Here is a 17,353-nt window from a genome sequence, read left to right as displayed (position 1 = left end):
CCAAATGGATTAACGGCAGAACCTCGTCCTAAGCTAGGATAGTCGATCATATCTGAACAAGGGAATGGTGCCCTGGTCGGCCTGCCATCATTGTCTCTCGCTGTCGGGCGGTTGAGTGATGCCCTGATCGACGGGTCCGACATCCCATTCCAGCCGGTCTGTGACGCGGTGGGCGCTTCCTATTCGCTGCTTTTTTCGGAACAGCAGATCGATGGTCGCGTTGATGACACTGTCGTACAAGGGGTCGATCCCGCTTACGCACAGAGGCTGAAAAATGCCTCGGCTGAGCGCCTGCTTCCTATTTGGCTTCGCGACCTCGATACGGGAACGGTAGTCGACCGAGCCGCATTGCAGCGAGACCACGATTTCGCGCGGTCGCCTTTCTTCGACTACGTTGTACGCCCCGAAGGGCGTTTCCACTGCCTTATTTCGACGCCGTTCGTCAGCGATACCCAGCGCTACCATTTGATCGTAGGCCGCCCTTTCCATCGAGAGGATTTTGCTCCGAGCGACGTTCGGGTGCTGCGGACGCTCCTTCCCTATATTGGCCGGGCAATCGCGCTCGAACACGAGGCGGCTGCCGCGAAAAGCGACGCGACCAGTCTACGTCTGGCCTTCGATCACCTCGCCTCGAACGTTTTGATCGTCGCTCAAGACGGCCGCCTAAGATTCGCGAATATCGGCGCCACCCGGTTGCTACAGGTACGGGACGGATTGGGCTTGGCTGGAGACATCATCACAGCGTCCAGTCCCGCGGCAAACTCCATGCTGCAACAATCGATCCAGCGCGTTTTGACCGCCGAAGGCGGAGCTGAAACCTCATTGCATCTGCCGCGTCCGTCGGGTTGTCCGCCGTTGCAGGTGAGAATCCTGCGACTGGAGATGCAGACGGAGCCGGTGCCGGGGAACGGATTACTCGCGGGCCGCGTCATGATCGTCGTCCAGGAACACGAGCTCGATGACCAGGTGGACGGTTGGTCGATCGGAAAAATCTACGGGCTTTCGCCCAAAGAGCTCGAGGTTTCTGTGCTCCTCGCGCGTGGCCAAACACTTCGCACGGCATCCAGCACACTAGGTATCAGCTATAACACCGCCCGGTGTCATCTGCGCCGTGCGCTGGACAAGACGTCCAATCATCGACAAAGCGATTTGATCCGAATGGTTTTGAACGCGTCGCCTCGTTTGCGGAGGTAGCGCGGCTTGCGTCGCCGCAAGAGATTCTAGTTCCCAGGTAACGGGACAGCTATTGGTGCCAATGCAATGACGGGTTCGCACCCTTCCGAGGTGGCGGTCGAAAGCGCGATGACGGCCGGGTCCATTCTGTTCCAGGATTGCATTCGCGCGTCCCGTCTGGGCTTAGTGCCGCAGGCAAGGGCGCTAGCCTTGCAAGTAATTGGCACGTACGGCGAATCCGACGCCACCCTCCGGCTGAACGCAAAACTCCGCCTCATTCGGATCGAGTTCCAGGATGGCCGCCACGATGCCGCCCGCGACGCGGCGACGGGCGCGATCGAGGACGCGGCAAGACTTGGCGACCTCGCGAAGGAGTCTCTCGGCCGGTCCTACTACGCGCATCTCCTGGCCGAGGAAATTGAGACCGCCGCCGCCGCCGATCAGGCATTGGCGGCGCTGCGACTGGCGCGCGCAACCGGCGACCCACTTGCTCTGTCCACCGCATTGATCGTGCCGGCCATCATATGCTCCCGCCTCGGCCTTTATGACGCCGCAGTGGAATTGGCTGAACAGGCGGTGGTGCAGGCCCGGCTTTCCGGCGATGTTGAGGCAATCGCGCAGTGTATCTCCAATTTCGGCTCGCTGCACGCCGACTATCTTTACCGTTTCGCAGTGGTTTCTCCCGAAGAGCGGTACAGCTATTTGCAGACGGCGATCGAGCACAGCCGAATTGCGGCGGTTTTGGCGCGTGACCATGCGGATGGAGAGATGCAACGTCTCCCGGGTTACAACCTTGTCGAATTTCTGCTGCTCGCCGGCGACCGGTTAGCCGCCGAGGAAGCAATGCGGGACACCGACGCCGCAGCGGGAGAGCCATCGAAGCGTAGTCTTGTGCAACGCGGTCATGTTCATGCCTTGCTGCTTCTTGAACAGGGCGACCGAGCACACGCCATTGCGGCGCTTCAAGAAAGCATAGAGCGCTGCATCGCCTATCCCTCTCTGGAACTCGCGGTCTTCTCCTGCCACCGTCTGTCGCAGGTGCTGGAAGAAGAGGGCGACTTCCAGGCCGCCTATTCCGCACACGCCCGCTTTCACGAGCTCTTTTGCCGGCACACCAACGAAGATGCGAGCCGTCACATGCAATATTCGATCTTGCATGACAAGATCGAGGAAATGCGATCTCTCGTCGCGGAGGAAGAAGGACGCTCCAGCCGGCTCGAAGCGCAAAACATGAAGCTTGTCGAGGAGACTGAGCGTTTTGCACGTGAAACGCTGGAGGATGCCTTGACGGGTGTGGGAAATCGGCGCCGTCTGGATGCGGTGCTCGCGGAACTTTCTGAGAGCCGGCCCCGCTATGCAATAGCGATTGCTGACGTTGATCACTTCAAACTGGTCAACGACCGCTATTCTCATGTCACCGGAGATCTTGTGCTGCAGACAATCGCCTGGCTCATGCGTGGCATCGTCATGGACCCGGAGGAAGAAGGAAATCTTGTTGCGCGGATGGGCGGCGAGGAATTCGCGATCGTGCTTCTAAAGCGCTCCGCCGTGTATGGACGAGAGATTTGCGAGAAAATTCGGAGCGCGGTCCAAACCTATGACTGGGAGGGGCTAGCTCCCGGCCTTTCAGTCACAATCAGCCTGGGCCTCACCTTTTCGCAGGAAGGCAAAGATGCCGCCGAATGCCTCTCGATTTCAGACAAGAGGTTGTATGATGGTAAACGCGCGGGGCGTAATCGCGTCGTCTCCAGCGACAGGCAGCGCTATATGCGCGCACTAGCGGACTCTCAGGCTATCTGCGACCGGGTGATGTTCCCATATGCGAGAATGTGTCACACATCCGCCTCCGGGCTGCGCGGCAACCCGCGTTCCGGAATGCGGGTTCGACGGAAACCACTGTAGGACCGCTGGTCTAACCGCTGCTGTGGCTAAGAAACCACCATAGATGCTCCCTCGAATTCGCTCTCAGGGATCACATCGACTCCAACTTTCAAAGTCTGCTTACCCGGCGCCAAGATAATGCCGTCGATGGGCGCTACGTCCGAGTAGTCCCGTCCGATCGCCAGAACGATGTGATCGTTCTTGACGACAATGGCGTTGGTAGGATCGAATGCAATCCAGCCATTCTCTTCGCCACACCATACCGACACCCAGGCATGGGTCGCGTCCGCTCCCTCGAGCCGCACGCCGCCCGGCGGAGGCAAAGTGCGCAAATAGCCACTGACGTACGCGGCCGGCAGACCAAGCCCTCGAAGGCCCGAGATCATGATATGGGCAAAATCCTGGCAAACCCCACGCCGAACGCGAAAGGCCTCCGCCGCCGGCGTGGAAACATCCGTGGCCTCAGAATCATAGACGAAGTCGGAATGTATGCGGCTCATCAAATCCGTGGTTGCCTCGACAATCGCTCTACCTTGTCGAAAACTTGCCCGCGAATAGTCTGTAATGGCCGGAACCAACGGTGTTCGCGCCGTGGGATAGAGATACCCGGATGGACCATCGGGCTCGAGGGAAACCGTCGCGAGGCTGCGCGTCCTCACCGCGTCCCAAGACTCGCTGAAACCCGGCGTCTCGGCAGGCGCGTGAACATCCACACGAGACTTCGCTTCGATGATCAATGAGCGATGAGGTTCGTCGACCACAATCGACACCGTCCGCTCGCCAAATGGTCCGATACGCTCAAACCGATCGGACGGAGTGGGAGAAACAGTGATTGAGGTTTGCAAAACGGTCTGGGTGGAGGAGGATCGCGGCGTCAACCGCAGAACGCAACGCGCGTACTTTACCGAAGTGGCATAGCTATATGTCGTCCTGTGTCGAAGTTTGTAAATCACGCCAGGCCAGCGAGCTTGATCGTCGGAACGGCGTTGGCACCCTGCAGAAAATACCGCGCTGCAACCGCGTCCGAAAGACGCATCAATGCAAGTTCAAGCTTTCGCATTTTCGCGGCATTGAGATCCGCCGCGCTCTGAGTTTTCACTTCGCTGGACAAGGTGAGCAGAATATTGGCGGGCTCTTCCATCATTCCATCCTCAAGCAGAGATGGCAGAGACGAGAGATGCTCCGCCAACGTCACGATCTGGAAAGCCAGCGAACGCGTATTGAAGGGGTCGAGCATCACCATATCAAGCACCGGCGTCAGCGATAAACCCACGAGGTAGCGCGCCCGATAGGTGATCTGGCTGTCAGCCAGATCAAGAAGCAGGTCGAGGTCATCCGTTGTCGCCGCCTCATGCGACAGCGCTCGCGTGAACCGGCAAGTGTTGATGCCGCGCTCGAGTCTGCGTCCCATATCGAGGAACCGCCAACCCGCACTGCGATTCATGTTCTCCTGTGCCAGACCGGAGAGAGCAGCGAGGCTCTGTAGCGCGCTTTCGACCTGTTGCAGCGCGTCCGCTTCTGACAGCAGGTGACGCGCGGGATCGACCAGACCGCTTTCCAGGTTGAGCAGCAACGTCCAGAAGTCGGGTGAAAGTCGTTCCCGCATGCTCGCTGCCGTGCGACGGGCGGCGCGCACCAGATAGATGACCGAGCCGAACGCCTTCAGGTCGTGCAAGGCATCGCGGGCCGCGTCCAATGCCCTGCGGCCAGCCGCATCTTCATCCAAAGCGCCCCAGGCGATCAGCAACTCCTCGAGCCGAACCAAAGTCTCGCCGGCGCCGTGGATTGCCGCCTCCGAATCCATCAAGCTCGTGCAGAGGCTGCGCACAAGGCGCAGGGTCGCCTCCGCGCGTTCCAGGTAGCGCCCTAGCCAAAACAGATTGTCAGCGGCGCGGCTGGGCAACTGGCCCATGATCCGTCTGACCTTCACGTCGTCCTTGTTGGCGAGCAGCGTCACGCGCTCGACCGGCTTTTCAGTGATGACCCAGACATCAGCAGTACGCGCGCCGGCGCCCATCGAAATAGCGCGCACATCCGGAAAATCCGAAGTGCGACAAAACCCTCCGGGCATGACGCAATATCCGTCCGGCGTTGCCGCCACGAAGACCCGCAGCACGAAGGGCGCGGGCTCTAGTCTGCCGTCTCGAAGAACCGGCGTCGTCGACAGTCGCACGACTTCCTGGCCGACAAAATCGCAGGGGCGGTCGTCGAGACGAGAGAAGAGTTCCTTTCTCTCCTCCGCCGATAGATCCCCGACCAGCCTTGGCTTTGTCAGAAACTCGTCAGGCTGTTGCACGTTGAAGGCGGGACCTATCGCCAAGTCCGGGTCTCTTTCTACCCTTGCCCGCTCAGAGGGCTGTCCACACCACCAGGTCGCCACATTCGGCATCTTGAGTTCTTCGCCCAGCAGCCGGCGGCAAAGCTTCGGGAGGAACCCCAGCAGAGCTTTGGATTCCAGAACGCCAGAGCCCGGCATATTCAGCACGGCCACACCGCCCACGCGGATCGCCTCAAGCAGCCCCGGCACGCCAAGACGAGACGCGCTGTTCAGTTCCAGCGGATCAACGAAATCGGCATCCACACGCCGCAGAATAACGTCCACTCGCTTGAGGCCCGCGATGGTCCGAACATAAGCGCGGCCATCGCGAACAACCAAGTCGTCGCCTTCGACGAGCAGAAAACCCAGGTAGCGCGCGAGATGCGCTTGCTCGAAATAGGTCTCGCTATAGGGCCCTGGCGTCAGGAGACAAATACGCGGATCTTTGCGTTCCGCAGCCTGCGCCAAGCCTTTGCGCAATGCGGCGAAGAATGGGGCGAGACGCTCGACATTCATCGCGTTGTAGAGGTTGGGATAAGCGCGAGAGAGAACCAAGCGGTTCTCCAACTCGTACCCCGCACCGGACGGCGCCTGCGTCCGATCTCCGAGCACCCACCACCGTCCGTCCGGGCCTCGACCGAGATCAGCGGCATAAAGCTGAAGATAACGGCCGCCGGGTGGCGCGACACCGCGCATGGCACGAATGAAATCCGGGCTGCCGGTCAGCGCGGCGGCTGGAATAGCACCATCCGCTACGAGCCTGCCGTCGCCGTAAATGTCTCGCAGCAGCTCTTCCATGAGCCGCGCCCGCTGCTCCACCCCCGCCGCAATCTGCGCCCATTCGCGATGGCCGATGATCAGAGGAACCGGGCTGAGCGGCCAGCTACGCTCATTCTCCTCGCCATAAACGCGATGCGAGACGCCGGTGTCGCGGATATGCCGCGTCGCCAGGCTAAAGCGACTCTTGAGCTCGTCCGGCGTGTATTCTGCGAGATCGCCGAGGAAGTTCAGCCAGTATTCGCGCGGCCGCCCGGTGGGATCGAAGAGTTCGTCGGGTATTCCCTGTATGGGCCGATAGCCACGCAGCCACTCGGACAGCCGAATCGCAGCCGCCGCGTCGAGGTCTCCTCGCCGTTTTGTGGCACCCGGGATTTCAGCCGCCAACATGGGTCCTCAGATCAAGTGTCATCGGGAATTCCCCCGTGATCTCTTCGTACGGAGGCGTAATGATGCCGGGCGTATGCCCATGCTCCTCGAACCGCGCCTTGCGACGCGACTGCGCTTCATAGGCATTGACGGGGAAGGTGTCGTAGCTGCGGCCTCCTGGATGGACCACGTGATAGACGCAGCCACCCAAGGAACGGCTATTCCCAAGATCCACGATATCGAAGGTCAAAGGCGCATTGACCTTTAAAGTCGGATGAAGCCCGCTCGGCAGTTTCCAAGCCTTGTAGCGAACGCCGGCCACGACCTCCATGGAAACGCCGGTCGATGTCATGGGCAGCGCTCTGCCGTTGCAGGTGATCAAATGCCGCTCCGCATTGAATCCCTTCGCCATCACCTGCAGCCGCTCGACCGAAGAGTCGACGAAACGCACGGTGCCCGATCCGGAGCTTTCCTCCCCCATGACATGCCAAGGCTCCAGCGCATGCCGGAGTTCCAATGTAACGCCTCCATATTGGACAGCACCGTGCACGGGGAATCGAAACGCGCGTTGAGCTTCATACCAATGCGGATCGAAATCGTAGCCGGCGGCTTTGAGATCAGCCATCACGCCCAGAAAATCGTTCCAGACGAAATGCGGCAGCATGAAGCGGTCGTGCAAAGCCGTGCCCCAACGCGCCAACCGGCCTGTTTGCGGCTCCCGCCAGAACCACGCGATCAGCGCGCGGATGAGAAGCTGCTGAGCCAGATTCATGCGCGCGTCAGGCGGCATCTCGAAGCCACGGAATTCGAGCAGGCCGAGCCGCCCGGCCGGGCCGTCGGGCGAGTAAAGCTTGTCGATGCAGATTTCCGTGCGGTGGGTATTGCCACCGACATCGATCAGCAGATTGCGCAGCAGGCGGTCGACCAACCAAGGAGTCGGTGGCTCTGCCTCACTCGGCGCCGGGATCGCGGCCAGCGCTATATCCAGCTCATAGAGCGCATCGTGCCGCGCTTCGTCCACGCGCGGCGACTGACTGGTCGGCCCGACGAAGAGCCCCGAGAAGAGGTACGACAGCGAAGGATGGCGCTGCCAATACAGCAGCATGCTTTTCAGCACATCGGGCCGCCGGAGAAACGGCGAGTTGTCTGGGGACGAGCCACCGACAACGACATGGGCGCCGCCGCCGGTGCCGACATGACGACCGTCCACCATGAACTTGTCGGCGCCGAGCCGGCAGCTCCTCGCATCCTCATAAACGCCGGTCACGATATTGACCGCTTCCCGCCAGTCACTGGCCGGCTGGATATTCACCTCGATAACGCCCGGATCAGGCGTAACCTTCAGGACGATCAGCCTTGGATCGCCCGGCGGCGTATAGCCCTCAATCCGGACCGGCCTGCCCTCGGCGGCGACTTCGAGATGCGCCACGAGTTCGAGATAGTCCTCAAGCCGTGAGATCGGCGGCATGAAGATATGCAGCAGCCCGTTCCGAGGCTCGATCGAGATCGCTGTCCGCACCGGCGGCGGCTTGGCCTGGTGTTCCTTCGAGGCGGACGACGCGGGTGACGGCGCCTCATAGATTGCATCCAGGCTCGGCAACGGGCCGCGATTCTCGTAGGGGTCCAAGGGCACGACATGCGGATAGTCTTCAGGCTTCAGCACTGGAAGGCCGTCGAGGGGTAGACGTAATCCGACCGGAGAGTCGCCCGAGACGAGGTAGAGCTGCCCGCGCCTGAATTGCCACGCCTCACTCAGCCAGCCCTGACCCTCAGCCTCGGTGAAGGCGCGGCGAAGCGGCAGGACGTAGCCTACCGGCTTCGACAAGCCGCCCTCCATCACACGACGGAGGCTTGCGCGAGATGTTGCATCATCGATGTTCGGGTCGCTCAGCTCGACATTCGGCGGCAGATCGCTCTCAGCCTTGATCGCGTTGAGCGGATCCTCCCGCGCCGGAAGCGCTAACCTCGCATCAACGCCGAGGCGGTTCGCGAGCCGCTGGATGAGCGCCAATGCGTCGGCGACTGTCGCGGCTGGCGCATCATCTGCCTCAGGCGTGGTCCCTCGCCAGACCGGCTGGCCGTCGCGGCGCCAGAAAAGCCCCAGCGCCCAGCGCGGAAGGGGCTCGCCCGGGTACCATTTGCCCTGGCCGTAATGCAGCATGCCGCCTTTGCCGAACCGATCCTCAAGCCGCCGGATCAGCCTTTCGCCGATGACGGGTTTGGTCGGCCCCGAGGCATCCGTGTTCCATTCGGCCGCCTCGCGGTCGTCGATCGAGACGAAGGTCGGCTCGCTGCCCATGGTGAGGCGGACGTCATGGGCCAGGAGGTCGGCCTCTACCCGGTCCCCAAGCTGATCGAGCGCATTCCAGTCCGCGACCTCGAAGGGCCGTGTAATGCGGATCGGTTCAACCAGCCGCGAGACGGTCATCTCAAATTCGAAATCGGTCTTAGCCACGCTCGCCACGCCGCTTATGGCGCCAGCGGACCGGTAGTGCGGCGAGGCCGCCAGAGGCAGGTGTCCTTCACCGCAGAGCAGGCCGGAGGTCGCGTCAAAGCCGATCCATCCCGCGCCGGGCACATAGACTTCGGCCCAGGCATGCAGGTCGGTGAAGTCCGTCTGGGTCCCGAGGGGGCCTTCGATCGGGTCGATATCGGCCTTGAGCTGGATCAGATAACCCGAGACAAAGCGCGCGGCGAAGCCAAGGCGGCGCAGCATCTGGACCAGCAGCCAGGCGCTATCCCGGCACGAGCCTGAGCCCTGAGACAGGGTCTCGTCAGGGGTCTGAACCCCCGGCTCCATACGGACGACGTAGCTGACGCGCCGCGAAAGGCGCTCATTGAGCGCGACAAGAAAATCGACCGTTTTCTGCCCTTCAACGGGCAGATCGCCGACAGCGGCATCGAGCAGCGGGCCGTCCTCGTCGACATCCATATAGGCGGCCAGGTCCCGGCGAAGATCGTCGGGATAGCTGAACGGCAACATCTCGGCATACGGCTCGATGAAGAAATCGAAGGGGTTGATCACCACCATCTCGGCGGTGAGATCGACCGTGACGCTGAACTCCCGCGTACGCTCGGGAAAGACTAGCCGCGCCAGCCAGTTGCCGTGGGGATCCTGCTGCCAGTTGATAAAATGGTTCGCGGGGGTGATCGTCAGCGAATAACTGAGGATCCGCGTGCGGCAGTGTGGCGCGGGCCGGAGACGCACTGTTTGCGGCCCCAGTTCCACGGGCTGGTCGTACCGGTACCTAGTGGCATGATGGAGAGCAGCGACAACCGACAGGGCGATATCCTCGTTCCGAATGGGGCTGGGGTTCCAGGGCCGTCCACTCCTAGCGACCGAACGCCTGGGGTCGCAAGGGGAAAGGGTCAACGGTGTGGCGATCCCCGTCCAGCCGTCACTATCCCTCGCGCCTGGCCAGAGGCGTGAAGTTTCCCTGTCAATTTGACCCTTGCTGCGTGCAAAGCGGCCTCAACCGGAGATTGTATCGCTAGACGGACGCCGCACCGTTGTATCGAGGCTCGATGACGGCGGTCGAGTCACTTCTAGTCTGATTGCCGCGCGTGTAGCCTAGTCGCCAAGAACACATCGAGGGGACGAACGGCGCCATGGAACTCGGACTTAAGGGCAAAGTTGCGGTCATCACAGGCGGCAGCGTCGGCATCGGTCTTGCAATCGCCGAAGGCTTCGCGGCCGAGGGCGTGAATCTCGTACTCGCCGCGCGAGATGAAGCGAGGCTCGATCGGGTCGCGGAGACGATCCGCGAGACCCATGGCGTCCGCGTGGTGCCGGTCGCCTGCGATGTTTCGCTGGCCGAAGCCGCCACCCAGATCGTGGGTGCCGCGGAAGCAGAGTTTGGCGGCGCCGATATCCTCATCAACAACGCGGGCACCGGCAGCAACGAGACGATCATGGAGGCTCCCGACTCGAAATGGGACTTCTACTGGAATCTGCATGTAATGGCGGCGGTCAGGCTGGCGCGCGGGTTAGTGCCCGGAATGAAACGGCGCGGCGGTGGCGTTATCCTGCACAACGCATCGATCTGCGCGAGCCAGCCGCTCGGCTACGAGCCGATCTATAACGTCACCAAGGCGGCACTCGTCATGTTCTCGAAAAACCTCGCCAATGAAGTCGTCCGCGACAACATTCGCGTCAACACCGTCAACCCCGGCCTCGTCCTGACGCCTGATTGGATCAAGACGGCGAAGGAATTGACGGCGGATTCCGGCGGGGACTGGGAGGCGCATCTGCAATCGGTCGCCGACGAATACGCGCCGATCAGACGCTTCGCCTCAGCGGCTGAGATCGCCAACCTCTTCGTGTTTCTGTGCTCCGATCGCGCAAGCTATTGCGTGGGCTCGACCTTTTTCGCCGATGGCGGCATGCTGCGGACGATTTGACCTCCTGCACCGCGAGTATTCATCCCATGACGATCATCGCCGAATTGCAGGCGCTTTTAGGCGAAGCTCATGTTCTGGAACCGTCCGCGGGGCTGGAGCGTTACACGAGGGACTGGTCGCGCGAAATAGTCGGCCAGCCGCTCGCGGTCGTGCGGCCGGCTGACACCGCCGAGGTCGCGGCGGTTCTGCGGCTTTGTCATGAACGAGGCGTGCCAGTGGTCGCGCAGGGGGGCAATACCGGCCTCGTTCACGGCGCGATCCCTTCCTCGGATGGCCGCGAACTTGTCGTCAGCCTGGAGCGGATGAACCGTGTCCGTGCGATCGATCGGGTCAACTTCAGCCTGGTGGCCGAAGCCGGCTGTATCTTGCAAAGCGTGAACGATGCGGCGGAGGCGGAGGATCGCTTCTTCCCGCTGTCGCTTGGCGCGCGTGGAAGCTGCCAGATCGGCGGCACGATCTCGACCAATGCGGGAGGGATCAATGTTCTCCGCTGGGGCATGATGCGGGAACTCGTTCTGGGTCTGGAAGTCGTGCTGCCGGATGGCCGCATCTGGAACGGCCTGCGTCAACTGCGCAAAGACAATACGGGCTACGACCTCAAACAACTTTTCATTGGCGCGGAGGGCACGCTTGGCATCGTCACCGCCGCAGCGCTGAAGCTTTTTCCTCGGCCGACGCAGATTGAAACCTGTCTGCTCGCGGTCCCTTCCGCCGAAGCCGCGATGACTCTTTTCGCCGCCGCACGGCGCGACCTGTCCGATCTTCTGAGCGCCTTCGAGCTTCTTCTGCGTCCCTGCATCGATATCGTGCTGCGCCAACAACCGGCGATACACGAGCCGCTCGCAACGCAAGCGCCGGCCTATGTTCTTCTGGAAGCCTCCGCCAGCGGCTTCGTCGAGTTACGCCCGCTTCTGGAGCGCTTTCTCGAACAATCGATGAGCGCGGGTCTGGTCCTGGATGGCGTCGTCGCTGAATCGAAAGCCCAGTCCGCCGCGCTCTGGCGTATCCGCGAGGATCTGGTGGAAGCACAATACCAGGAAGCGCCGCGTCATCTGCGCACCGATATTTCCGTGCCGCTCTCCGCCCTGCCCGCCTTCATCGCGGCGGCCGACAAGGCATTGGGAGAAGCGATGCCGGGTGTGCAGTCGCTCGCTTACGGCCATGTCGGAGATGGCAATGTGCACTACAACGTCATGCCGGCGCCTGGCACGCCGGAAGGCGAAGTCGCTGATCTCATGAAGCAGTGCGAGACGCTTCTCTATGCCCTAGCAAGGAAGTTTGAAGGCTCGATCAGCGCCGAGCATGGGATTGGACGATCCAAACGAACGGCGTTTCTCGATCAGCTACCAGCAATTGATCTGATGCTGATGCGAATGATCAAGGCCGGCTTGGACCCCGACGATCTCATGGCGAAGTCGCGGCTACTATAGTTCGCGAAAGAGACGAGCGAGCTGCTCACGACGCGGGCAGTCTCTCCTTGGTCTTCCGATCAAGGGCGCCGTCAAAATACTTCGCGAGCGCGTCGCGAAAGACAATTTCGTCCGGCACCGCGAGCCAGAACAAAGTCATCGACGAATGGAACTTCAGATCGTCAGGCGAGCCCAGAATTTCGAGGATAGAGCGGCCCTCGACCCTGTTGACCAATCCGGTGCAATCGACCAGGCGCTTTCCCAGAACCGGATGGTCAGCATAGGCGCGGGCTTCATCGAGCGAAGCAAGCGCATAGCGCTGAGCCATCGCGCTGTGACCCAGGCCGGTCAACTGGGGAAATACAAACCACATCCAGTGGCTGCGTTTACGACCGTCCTCCAATTCCTGGCGCACTTGCGTCAGTACGGGCTCTTGCGCCCGGAGGAAACGATCGAGATCGAACGGGTCTGACATATCCCCTCCAGTCCGCAGCGAAGGCTACCCAATCTGCCCTGGTGTCAGCGATCGGTGCGCGGCCATATTGCCGAGACGTCTTGCGCACACGGCCGATCAACGACGATGCTACTCGCCGCATGGAAGCCCAAGAAGCCGCGTGACAGTCACTTTCTCGGTGGCTACCGTTTCTGCTGATGTCAGATCAAGTGTGGAGGTTTCCGTGAGTGCCGCTTCCGGTCATTCCGCCCCATTGGGGCTTCTTGCCGTCTTCCTTCTGGCCGGAGTCGCGATGGGCCTGACCGCATGCAATACCGTCCATGGCGCGGGTGAGGATTTGTCGATCGCAGGCAAGGCTACTGGCACCGCCGTCGCCAACGCCGGTCACGCGATCAGCAATACGGCGCAGAATATCCAGTAAGGCCTGGAGCCCGCCCGTGCGCTATTGGGCCAACCCCGTATTGGATCGTCCGAGCTGAAGCCCCTGAGCCTCCAGCCTCAAGCCATCGCCTGCGCCCCATCCGACGCTGCCGCTACCGCCCGCATCGGAGCCTTCGAGCTGAGCTTCCGCCCGCGCAGCCGCGGAACCGGGAGGGGCGCCGCCATGTGTCCGGCTAGCGTCCAAATTCTGCTGTTGCGGAAGTGCCAGGCCGCCTTCCCCGCCAACATAGAACCCGCTGACAGGCTGTGCCTGCGACGCGACCGGAATCGCGAGACCAACAATCGCGAAAACGGCACACAGGTGACGTATCATTTGCCTCACCACAGGCTGAAGTCATCCGACCCCGAAACCCGCAAGCCCCGGCGGCGCCACGACGCCTTCCAGATTGCGCGGGTCGGCTTCCGGCGCGCCCATCACGGTCCGGATCGGAACCAGTCCAGCCCAGACCGGGAAGGTGTAGTCCTCATCATCGTCAATCGTATGCCCGTCGCGTAGCTTAATCGAGAACTCCTCGATCGGCATGGAGACGACCGTTGTTGCCTTAAGCTCCTGGGAGCGCATCGGCCGCAGTTGGTCCCAATGCCCCGCCACCAAAATCTCCATCAGTGCCTGTAGAGCCTCAGTCTTCTCCGCAGGCTCCGCCACGACGCGCGCAGTACCCAAAAGCATCGCGGAGCGGTAATTCACGGTGAAGTTGAATGCCGAGCGGGCCAAAACAAGACCGTCGAACAGAGACACGGTCAGGCATACTGGCTGACCCTCCACCGCTTCCAGCATCCGGCTCGCTGCGGAGCCGTGCCAATAAATATGGTCGCCGATTCGCCATTGCAGCGTCGGCGTCACATAGGGCCGACCGTCGAATACATACCCTACATGGCACATCGGCATCGCGGCAAGAATCGCGTCCAATGTGTCGCGATCGTAGCGCGCCAATTCGTTGACGCGTTTCACCCGAACGCGCTGTGTCGCCGGCCGATCCATCGTATTTCGCTCCGATCCGTTCCCGCCAAAGGACGGGCTCGCCCGGATCCCGTCAATGCCTCAACAAACCGCGCGCGGCATCGCCGTTGACCGCTCCACGGGGAGACAAGCTCCACGCCCGCGCGTTAAGCTTACGTCAATGAGCACCGATCCCGCCGACCTCTCCGCCACCGCCCTTACCGCCGCCTATCGCGCCCGCAGCCTCTCTCCTGTCGAGGCGACAGAGGCGATCCTCGCCAGAATAGCCGCCTGGGACGACAGGATCTGCGCGACCTGGGCGCTCGACGCCGATGCCGCGCGCTCTGCCGCCAAGGCCTCCGAGTCCCGCTATGGCAAGGGCGCCCCGGCTGGTCCGCTCGATGGCGTGCCGGTGACGATCAAGGAGAATATCGCGACCCGCGGCGTGCCGCTGCCCGCCGGCACGGCCGCGAAGGAGCTCACCCCCGCCGAGGCCGACGCACCACCGGCGGCGCGGCTGCGAGAGGGTGGTGCCGTCATCCTCGGCAAGACGACGATGCCTGACTTCGGCATGCTGTCCTCCGGCCTCTCCAGCTTCCACCGCCTGACGCGCAATCCCTGGGATCTCGCCCTCAACCCTGGCGGATCCAGCGCGGGTGCCGCTGCCTCTGCCGCCGTCGGCTACGGGCCGATCCATATCGGCACGGATATCGGCGGCTCGATCCGGCTTCCGGCCGCTGCCTGTGGCGTCGTCGGACTCAAGCCGAGCTTCGGGCGGATTCCGATCGACCCGCCTTTCCCCGGTCGCGTCGCCGGCCCGATCACCCGCACCGTGGCAGATGCGGCCTTGGCCATGTCGGTGCTCTCGGCAGCCGATATGCGCGACTACATGAGCCTTCCTCCCGCGGCGATCGACTGGGACTTAGCCCCGCTCGACCTTCAGGGTTTGCGCATTGGGTTCTGCGCCGACACCGGCCTCGGCGGTACGGCCGCGCCCGAGCTCATGGCGGCGGCCGAGGCGGCGGCAAAGCTATTCGAAGCGGCCGGCGCCATCGTGGAACCGGTAGCGCCTTATCTTCGACGCGAGATGGTGGAGGGTCTCGACCGCTTCTGGCGCACCCGCTTCCGCGCCGATCTCGCAGAGATGGCGCCCGAGCGGCGTGCGATGATCCTGCCATATATCCTCGCCTGGATCGATGGCGGTGGCGAGATCAGCGGGAACGAGGTGTTCCGTGGCTTCTCCCAGATCGGGGCAATGGCCAAGGCGACGGTTGCCGCCACCGCCGCCTTCGATTTCGTCCTTTCGCCAGTCTGGACCGCGTCCCCTTTCCCTGCGGACTGGGCGAGCCCCCTCAACGATCCCGCAAGGCCCTTCGATCACATCGCCTATTGCGTGGCCTACAATATGTCGGAGCAGCCCGCGCTCTCGATCAACTGCGGCTACACCAGCGGCGGCGCCCCGATCGGACTGCAGATCGCCGGCCGCCGCTTCGACGATGCCGGTGTGCTGAGATTGGCCGCCGCCTATGAGGCCATGCGCCCGGCATCGCGGGCTTGGCCACGCCTCGACGGCGCCCTCCCCACGTAACATTGCGAGACGTCCTGCCATCGCTTCGACACTTGGCAGTTACTCTGCCGCCATTTCACTAGCCGGAAATGGCTTCAAGCCCAAGTGTCGGGCGCAAGATCGGAGATGATGATGATAACTGGTTTCAGACGCCTTCTGCTGGGCGTCGGCGCCGCGCTCCTCGCAGCGCCAGCGGCCTTCGCTCAAATGCCGCCACCTCCAGGCTATGGGCGACCGCCGCCGCCGCCCGGTTACCACAGGCCGCCGCCGCCTCCGCCTCCCTACTATTACCATCACCACCATCACCACTATTACCACCGGTATCCGCCCCCGCCTCCGCCGGGTTACGGTCGCCCACCGCCGCCTCCGCCACCGCGCGGCTACTGACCTAAAGACAAGGGGGCGGAGCGCTTGCTTCGCCCCTGACGTGCTGGACGAAAGCGGGCGCCTCGGGCAGAGAAGAGCACCGCCCGAAGGGTTGAATGCGGCGGGAGGGAGAGCGCCGCTTGCCGGATGACGCCACGCTGACGACGCCGATCATCCGGCTCACCGACCTGCGCAAGAGCTATGCGGGCGCCCCGGCCATCACCGGCCTCGACCTCGACATCGCATCCGGCGAGTTCTTCACCTTCCTTGGCCCTTCCGGGTCCGGCAAAACCACTACGCTGCGAATGATCGCGGGCTTTGAGCAGCCGGATGCGGGCCGTATCGAGCTGGACGGCAAGGATCTTGCGGGCTCCCCACCCTATGCCCGAGCGGTAAACACCGTCTTCCAGGACTACGCCCTCTTCCCCCATCTGACCCTGCGCGAGAACGTCGCCTACGGGCTACGCGCACGCCGCGTCCCAAATGCCGAGGCCCTGGCGCGCGCCGACGAAGCGCTCGCCACCGTGCGGCTGGAGGGTTTCGGCGATCGCCGGCCTGGCCAGCTTTCGGGTGGCCAGAGGCAGCGCGTGGCGCTTGCCCGCGCCGTCGTCAACCGTCCTCGCGTCTTGCTGCTCGACGAGCCGCTCGGCGCGCTCGACCTCAAGCTGCGTCACCAGATGCAGGTTGAACTCAAGCAACTGCAGCAGCAGACCGGCATCACCTTCGTCTATGTCACGCATGACCAGGATGAAGCGCTGACGATGAGCGACCGCATCGCGGTGTTCAATCGCGGCGGTATCGAGCAGGTCGCCACACCGTGGGAGCTTTATGAGCGGCCGCACACGGAATTTGTCGCGGGCTTCGTGGGCGTCACGAATATACTGCGTGAAGACGGCACCCTATTTGCCCTTCGGCCGGAAAAGATTCGGCTGTCCTCAACCGGCGCCGCAGCCGAAGGCGAGCGCTCGATTGCGGCAAAGGTAACTGCTGCCAGTTATCTCGGCATGTCGACACGCTATCTGCTGACAACGGCAACCGGCGAGGCGCTGACAGTGGTCGAGCAGAATGCCGGCTTCGGCGACGGTGCGCCGCGTTGGGCGCCCGGAGTCGCTGTACACGCCAATTGGGCGCCCCGCTCGGCATGGCCTCTCGCCAGCGCTCCGATCATCGAAACACCAGGGAGAACCGCATCATGAGCACGTCCATCAGGCGTTTCGCACGCGCCGCCGCACTTGCGGCGGGGCTCGCGATACCCGCG

The 17,353-nt window shown here is 62.6% G+C and carries 14 protein-coding genes; 7 read left to right on the top strand and 7 right to left on the bottom strand.

Features of this window, described 5'->3' with window-relative positions; genetic code table 11:
- Positions 1-87 precede the first annotated feature (87 nt).
- Positions 88-570 (bottom strand): hypothetical protein, encoded by a 483-nt coding sequence (locus tag GSQ83_RS29975; protein WP_216850207.1) that lies wholly within the window; start codon positions 568-570, stop codon positions 88-90.
- Positions 571-720: 150 nt separating this feature from the next.
- Here GSQ83_RS29975 and GSQ83_RS29970 point away from each other — a divergent pair, with 150 nt between their 5' ends.
- On the top strand, positions 721-1,194 hold the full coding sequence (locus tag GSQ83_RS29970; RefSeq protein ID WP_216850206.1) for a helix-turn-helix transcriptional regulator: 474 nt from the start codon (positions 721-723) through the stop codon (positions 1,192-1,194).
- A gap of 66 nt (positions 1,195-1,260) precedes the next feature.
- Positions 1,261-3,075 (top strand): diguanylate cyclase, encoded by a 1,815-nt coding sequence (locus GSQ83_RS15035; protein ID WP_158803673.1) that lies wholly within the window; start codon positions 1,261-1,263, stop codon positions 3,073-3,075.
- Positions 3,076-3,101: 26 nt separating this feature from the next.
- Here GSQ83_RS15035 and GSQ83_RS15030 read toward each other — a convergent pair whose 3' ends face one another.
- From GSQ83_RS15030 to GSQ83_RS15020, 3 genes are read right to left on the bottom strand one after another with little or no spacing between them, the layout of a single operon-like run.
- A complete protein-coding gene (locus GSQ83_RS15030) occupies positions 3,102-4,007 on the bottom strand; it encodes a transglutaminase family protein (protein ID WP_158803672.1) in 906 nt (301 codons plus the stop codon).
- Complete coding sequence (locus GSQ83_RS15025; RefSeq protein ID WP_158803671.1) at positions 4,004-6,538, bottom strand: circularly permuted type 2 ATP-grasp protein; 2,535 nt, start codon at positions 6,536-6,538, stop codon at positions 4,004-4,006. The genes GSQ83_RS15030 and GSQ83_RS15025 overlap by 4 nt, the downstream gene beginning before the upstream one ends.
- Positions 6,525-9,800 (bottom strand): DUF2126 domain-containing protein, encoded by a 3,276-nt coding sequence (locus tag GSQ83_RS15020; RefSeq protein ID WP_158803736.1) that lies wholly within the window; start codon positions 9,798-9,800, stop codon positions 6,525-6,527. The genes GSQ83_RS15025 and GSQ83_RS15020 overlap by 14 nt, the downstream gene beginning before the upstream one ends.
- 326 nt (positions 9,801-10,126) lie before the next feature.
- Here GSQ83_RS15020 and GSQ83_RS15015 point away from each other — a divergent pair, with 326 nt between their 5' ends.
- Together GSQ83_RS15015 and GSQ83_RS15010 are read left to right on the top strand one after the other, a co-directional pair.
- Positions 10,127-10,918 (top strand): SDR family NAD(P)-dependent oxidoreductase, encoded by a 792-nt coding sequence (locus tag GSQ83_RS15015; protein ID WP_158803670.1) that lies wholly within the window; start codon positions 10,127-10,129, stop codon positions 10,916-10,918.
- A gap of 26 nt (positions 10,919-10,944) precedes the next feature.
- A complete protein-coding gene (locus GSQ83_RS15010) occupies positions 10,945-12,348 on the top strand; it encodes an FAD-binding oxidoreductase (protein ID WP_158803669.1) in 1,404 nt (467 codons plus the stop codon).
- A 25-nt stretch (positions 12,349-12,373) separates the two neighbouring features.
- On the opposite strand, the gene GSQ83_RS15005 is transcribed toward GSQ83_RS15010, so the two are convergent.
- Positions 12,374-12,802, bottom strand: a complete 429-nt coding sequence (locus GSQ83_RS15005) for a DUF1810 domain-containing protein (RefSeq protein ID WP_158803668.1) — start codon at positions 12,800-12,802, stop codon at positions 12,374-12,376.
- A gap of 202 nt (positions 12,803-13,004) precedes the next feature.
- On the opposite strand from GSQ83_RS15005, the gene GSQ83_RS15000 reads away from it, so the two are divergent.
- The gene (locus tag GSQ83_RS15000) at positions 13,005-13,202 is read left to right on the top strand and encodes a hypothetical protein (protein WP_158803667.1); all 198 of its coding nucleotides are present in this window, start codon (positions 13,005-13,007) and stop codon (positions 13,200-13,202) included.
- A gap of 21 nt (positions 13,203-13,223) precedes the next feature.
- Here GSQ83_RS15000 and GSQ83_RS14995 read toward each other — a convergent pair whose 3' ends face one another.
- Both GSQ83_RS14995 and GSQ83_RS14990 read right to left on the bottom strand, forming a co-directional pair.
- Positions 13,224-13,535, bottom strand: a complete 312-nt coding sequence (locus GSQ83_RS14995; protein ID WP_158803666.1) for a hypothetical protein — start codon at positions 13,533-13,535, stop codon at positions 13,224-13,226.
- A 21-nt stretch (positions 13,536-13,556) separates the two neighbouring features.
- Positions 13,557-14,204 carry a pyridoxamine 5'-phosphate oxidase family protein gene (locus GSQ83_RS14990; protein WP_158803665.1) on the bottom strand — a complete coding sequence of 216 codons (648 nt, stop codon included), beginning with the start codon at positions 14,202-14,204 and terminating at the stop codon, positions 13,557-13,559.
- Positions 14,205-14,343: 139 nt separating this feature from the next.
- Here GSQ83_RS14990 and GSQ83_RS14985 point away from each other — a divergent pair, with 139 nt between their 5' ends.
- Complete coding sequence (locus tag GSQ83_RS14985) at positions 14,344-15,750, top strand: amidase (protein WP_158803664.1); 1,407 nt, start codon at positions 14,344-14,346, stop codon at positions 15,748-15,750.
- Positions 15,751-16,235: 485 nt separating this feature from the next.
- Complete coding sequence (locus GSQ83_RS14975; RefSeq protein ID WP_254065702.1) at positions 16,236-17,291, top strand: ABC transporter ATP-binding protein; 1,056 nt, start codon at positions 16,236-16,238, stop codon at positions 17,289-17,291.
- Positions 17,292-17,353 lie beyond the last annotated feature (62 nt).

The organism is Acidisoma sp. L85, from assembly GCF_009765865.1.
Lineage (GTDB): Bacteria > Pseudomonadota > Alphaproteobacteria > Acetobacterales > Acetobacteraceae > Acidisoma.
The sequence above is the reverse complement of the archived record's forward strand: the minus strand, read 5'-3'. Positions and strand labels throughout refer to the sequence as shown.

Bases quoted from the DNA above. Each gene is read 5' to 3' on its own strand.
- GSQ83_RS15025 (WP_158803671.1), bottom strand. From the start codon at position 6,538: ATGTTGGCGGCTGAAATCCCGGGTGCCACAAAACGGCGAGGAGACCTC.
- GSQ83_RS14995 (WP_158803666.1), bottom strand. From the start codon at position 13,535: ATGATACGTCACCTGTGTGCCGTTTTCGCGATTGTTGGTCTCGCGATT.
- GSQ83_RS15010 (WP_158803669.1), top strand. From the start codon at position 10,945: ATGACGATCATCGCCGAATTGCAGGCGCTTTTAGGCGAAGCTCATGTT.
- GSQ83_RS15005 (WP_158803668.1), bottom strand. From the start codon at position 12,802: ATGTCAGACCCGTTCGATCTCGATCGTTTCCTCCGGGCGCAAGAGCCC.
- GSQ83_RS14990 (WP_158803665.1), bottom strand. From the start codon at position 14,204: ATGGATCGGCCGGCGACACAGCGCGTTCGGGTGAAACGCGTCAACGAA.
- GSQ83_RS15015 (WP_158803670.1), top strand. From the start codon at position 10,127: ATGGAACTCGGACTTAAGGGCAAAGTTGCGGTCATCACAGGCGGCAGC.
- GSQ83_RS15035 (WP_158803673.1), top strand. From the start codon at position 1,261: ATGACGGGTTCGCACCCTTCCGAGGTGGCGGTCGAAAGCGCGATGACG.
- GSQ83_RS14985 (WP_158803664.1), top strand. From the start codon at position 14,344: ATGAGCACCGATCCCGCCGACCTCTCCGCCACCGCCCTTACCGCCGCC.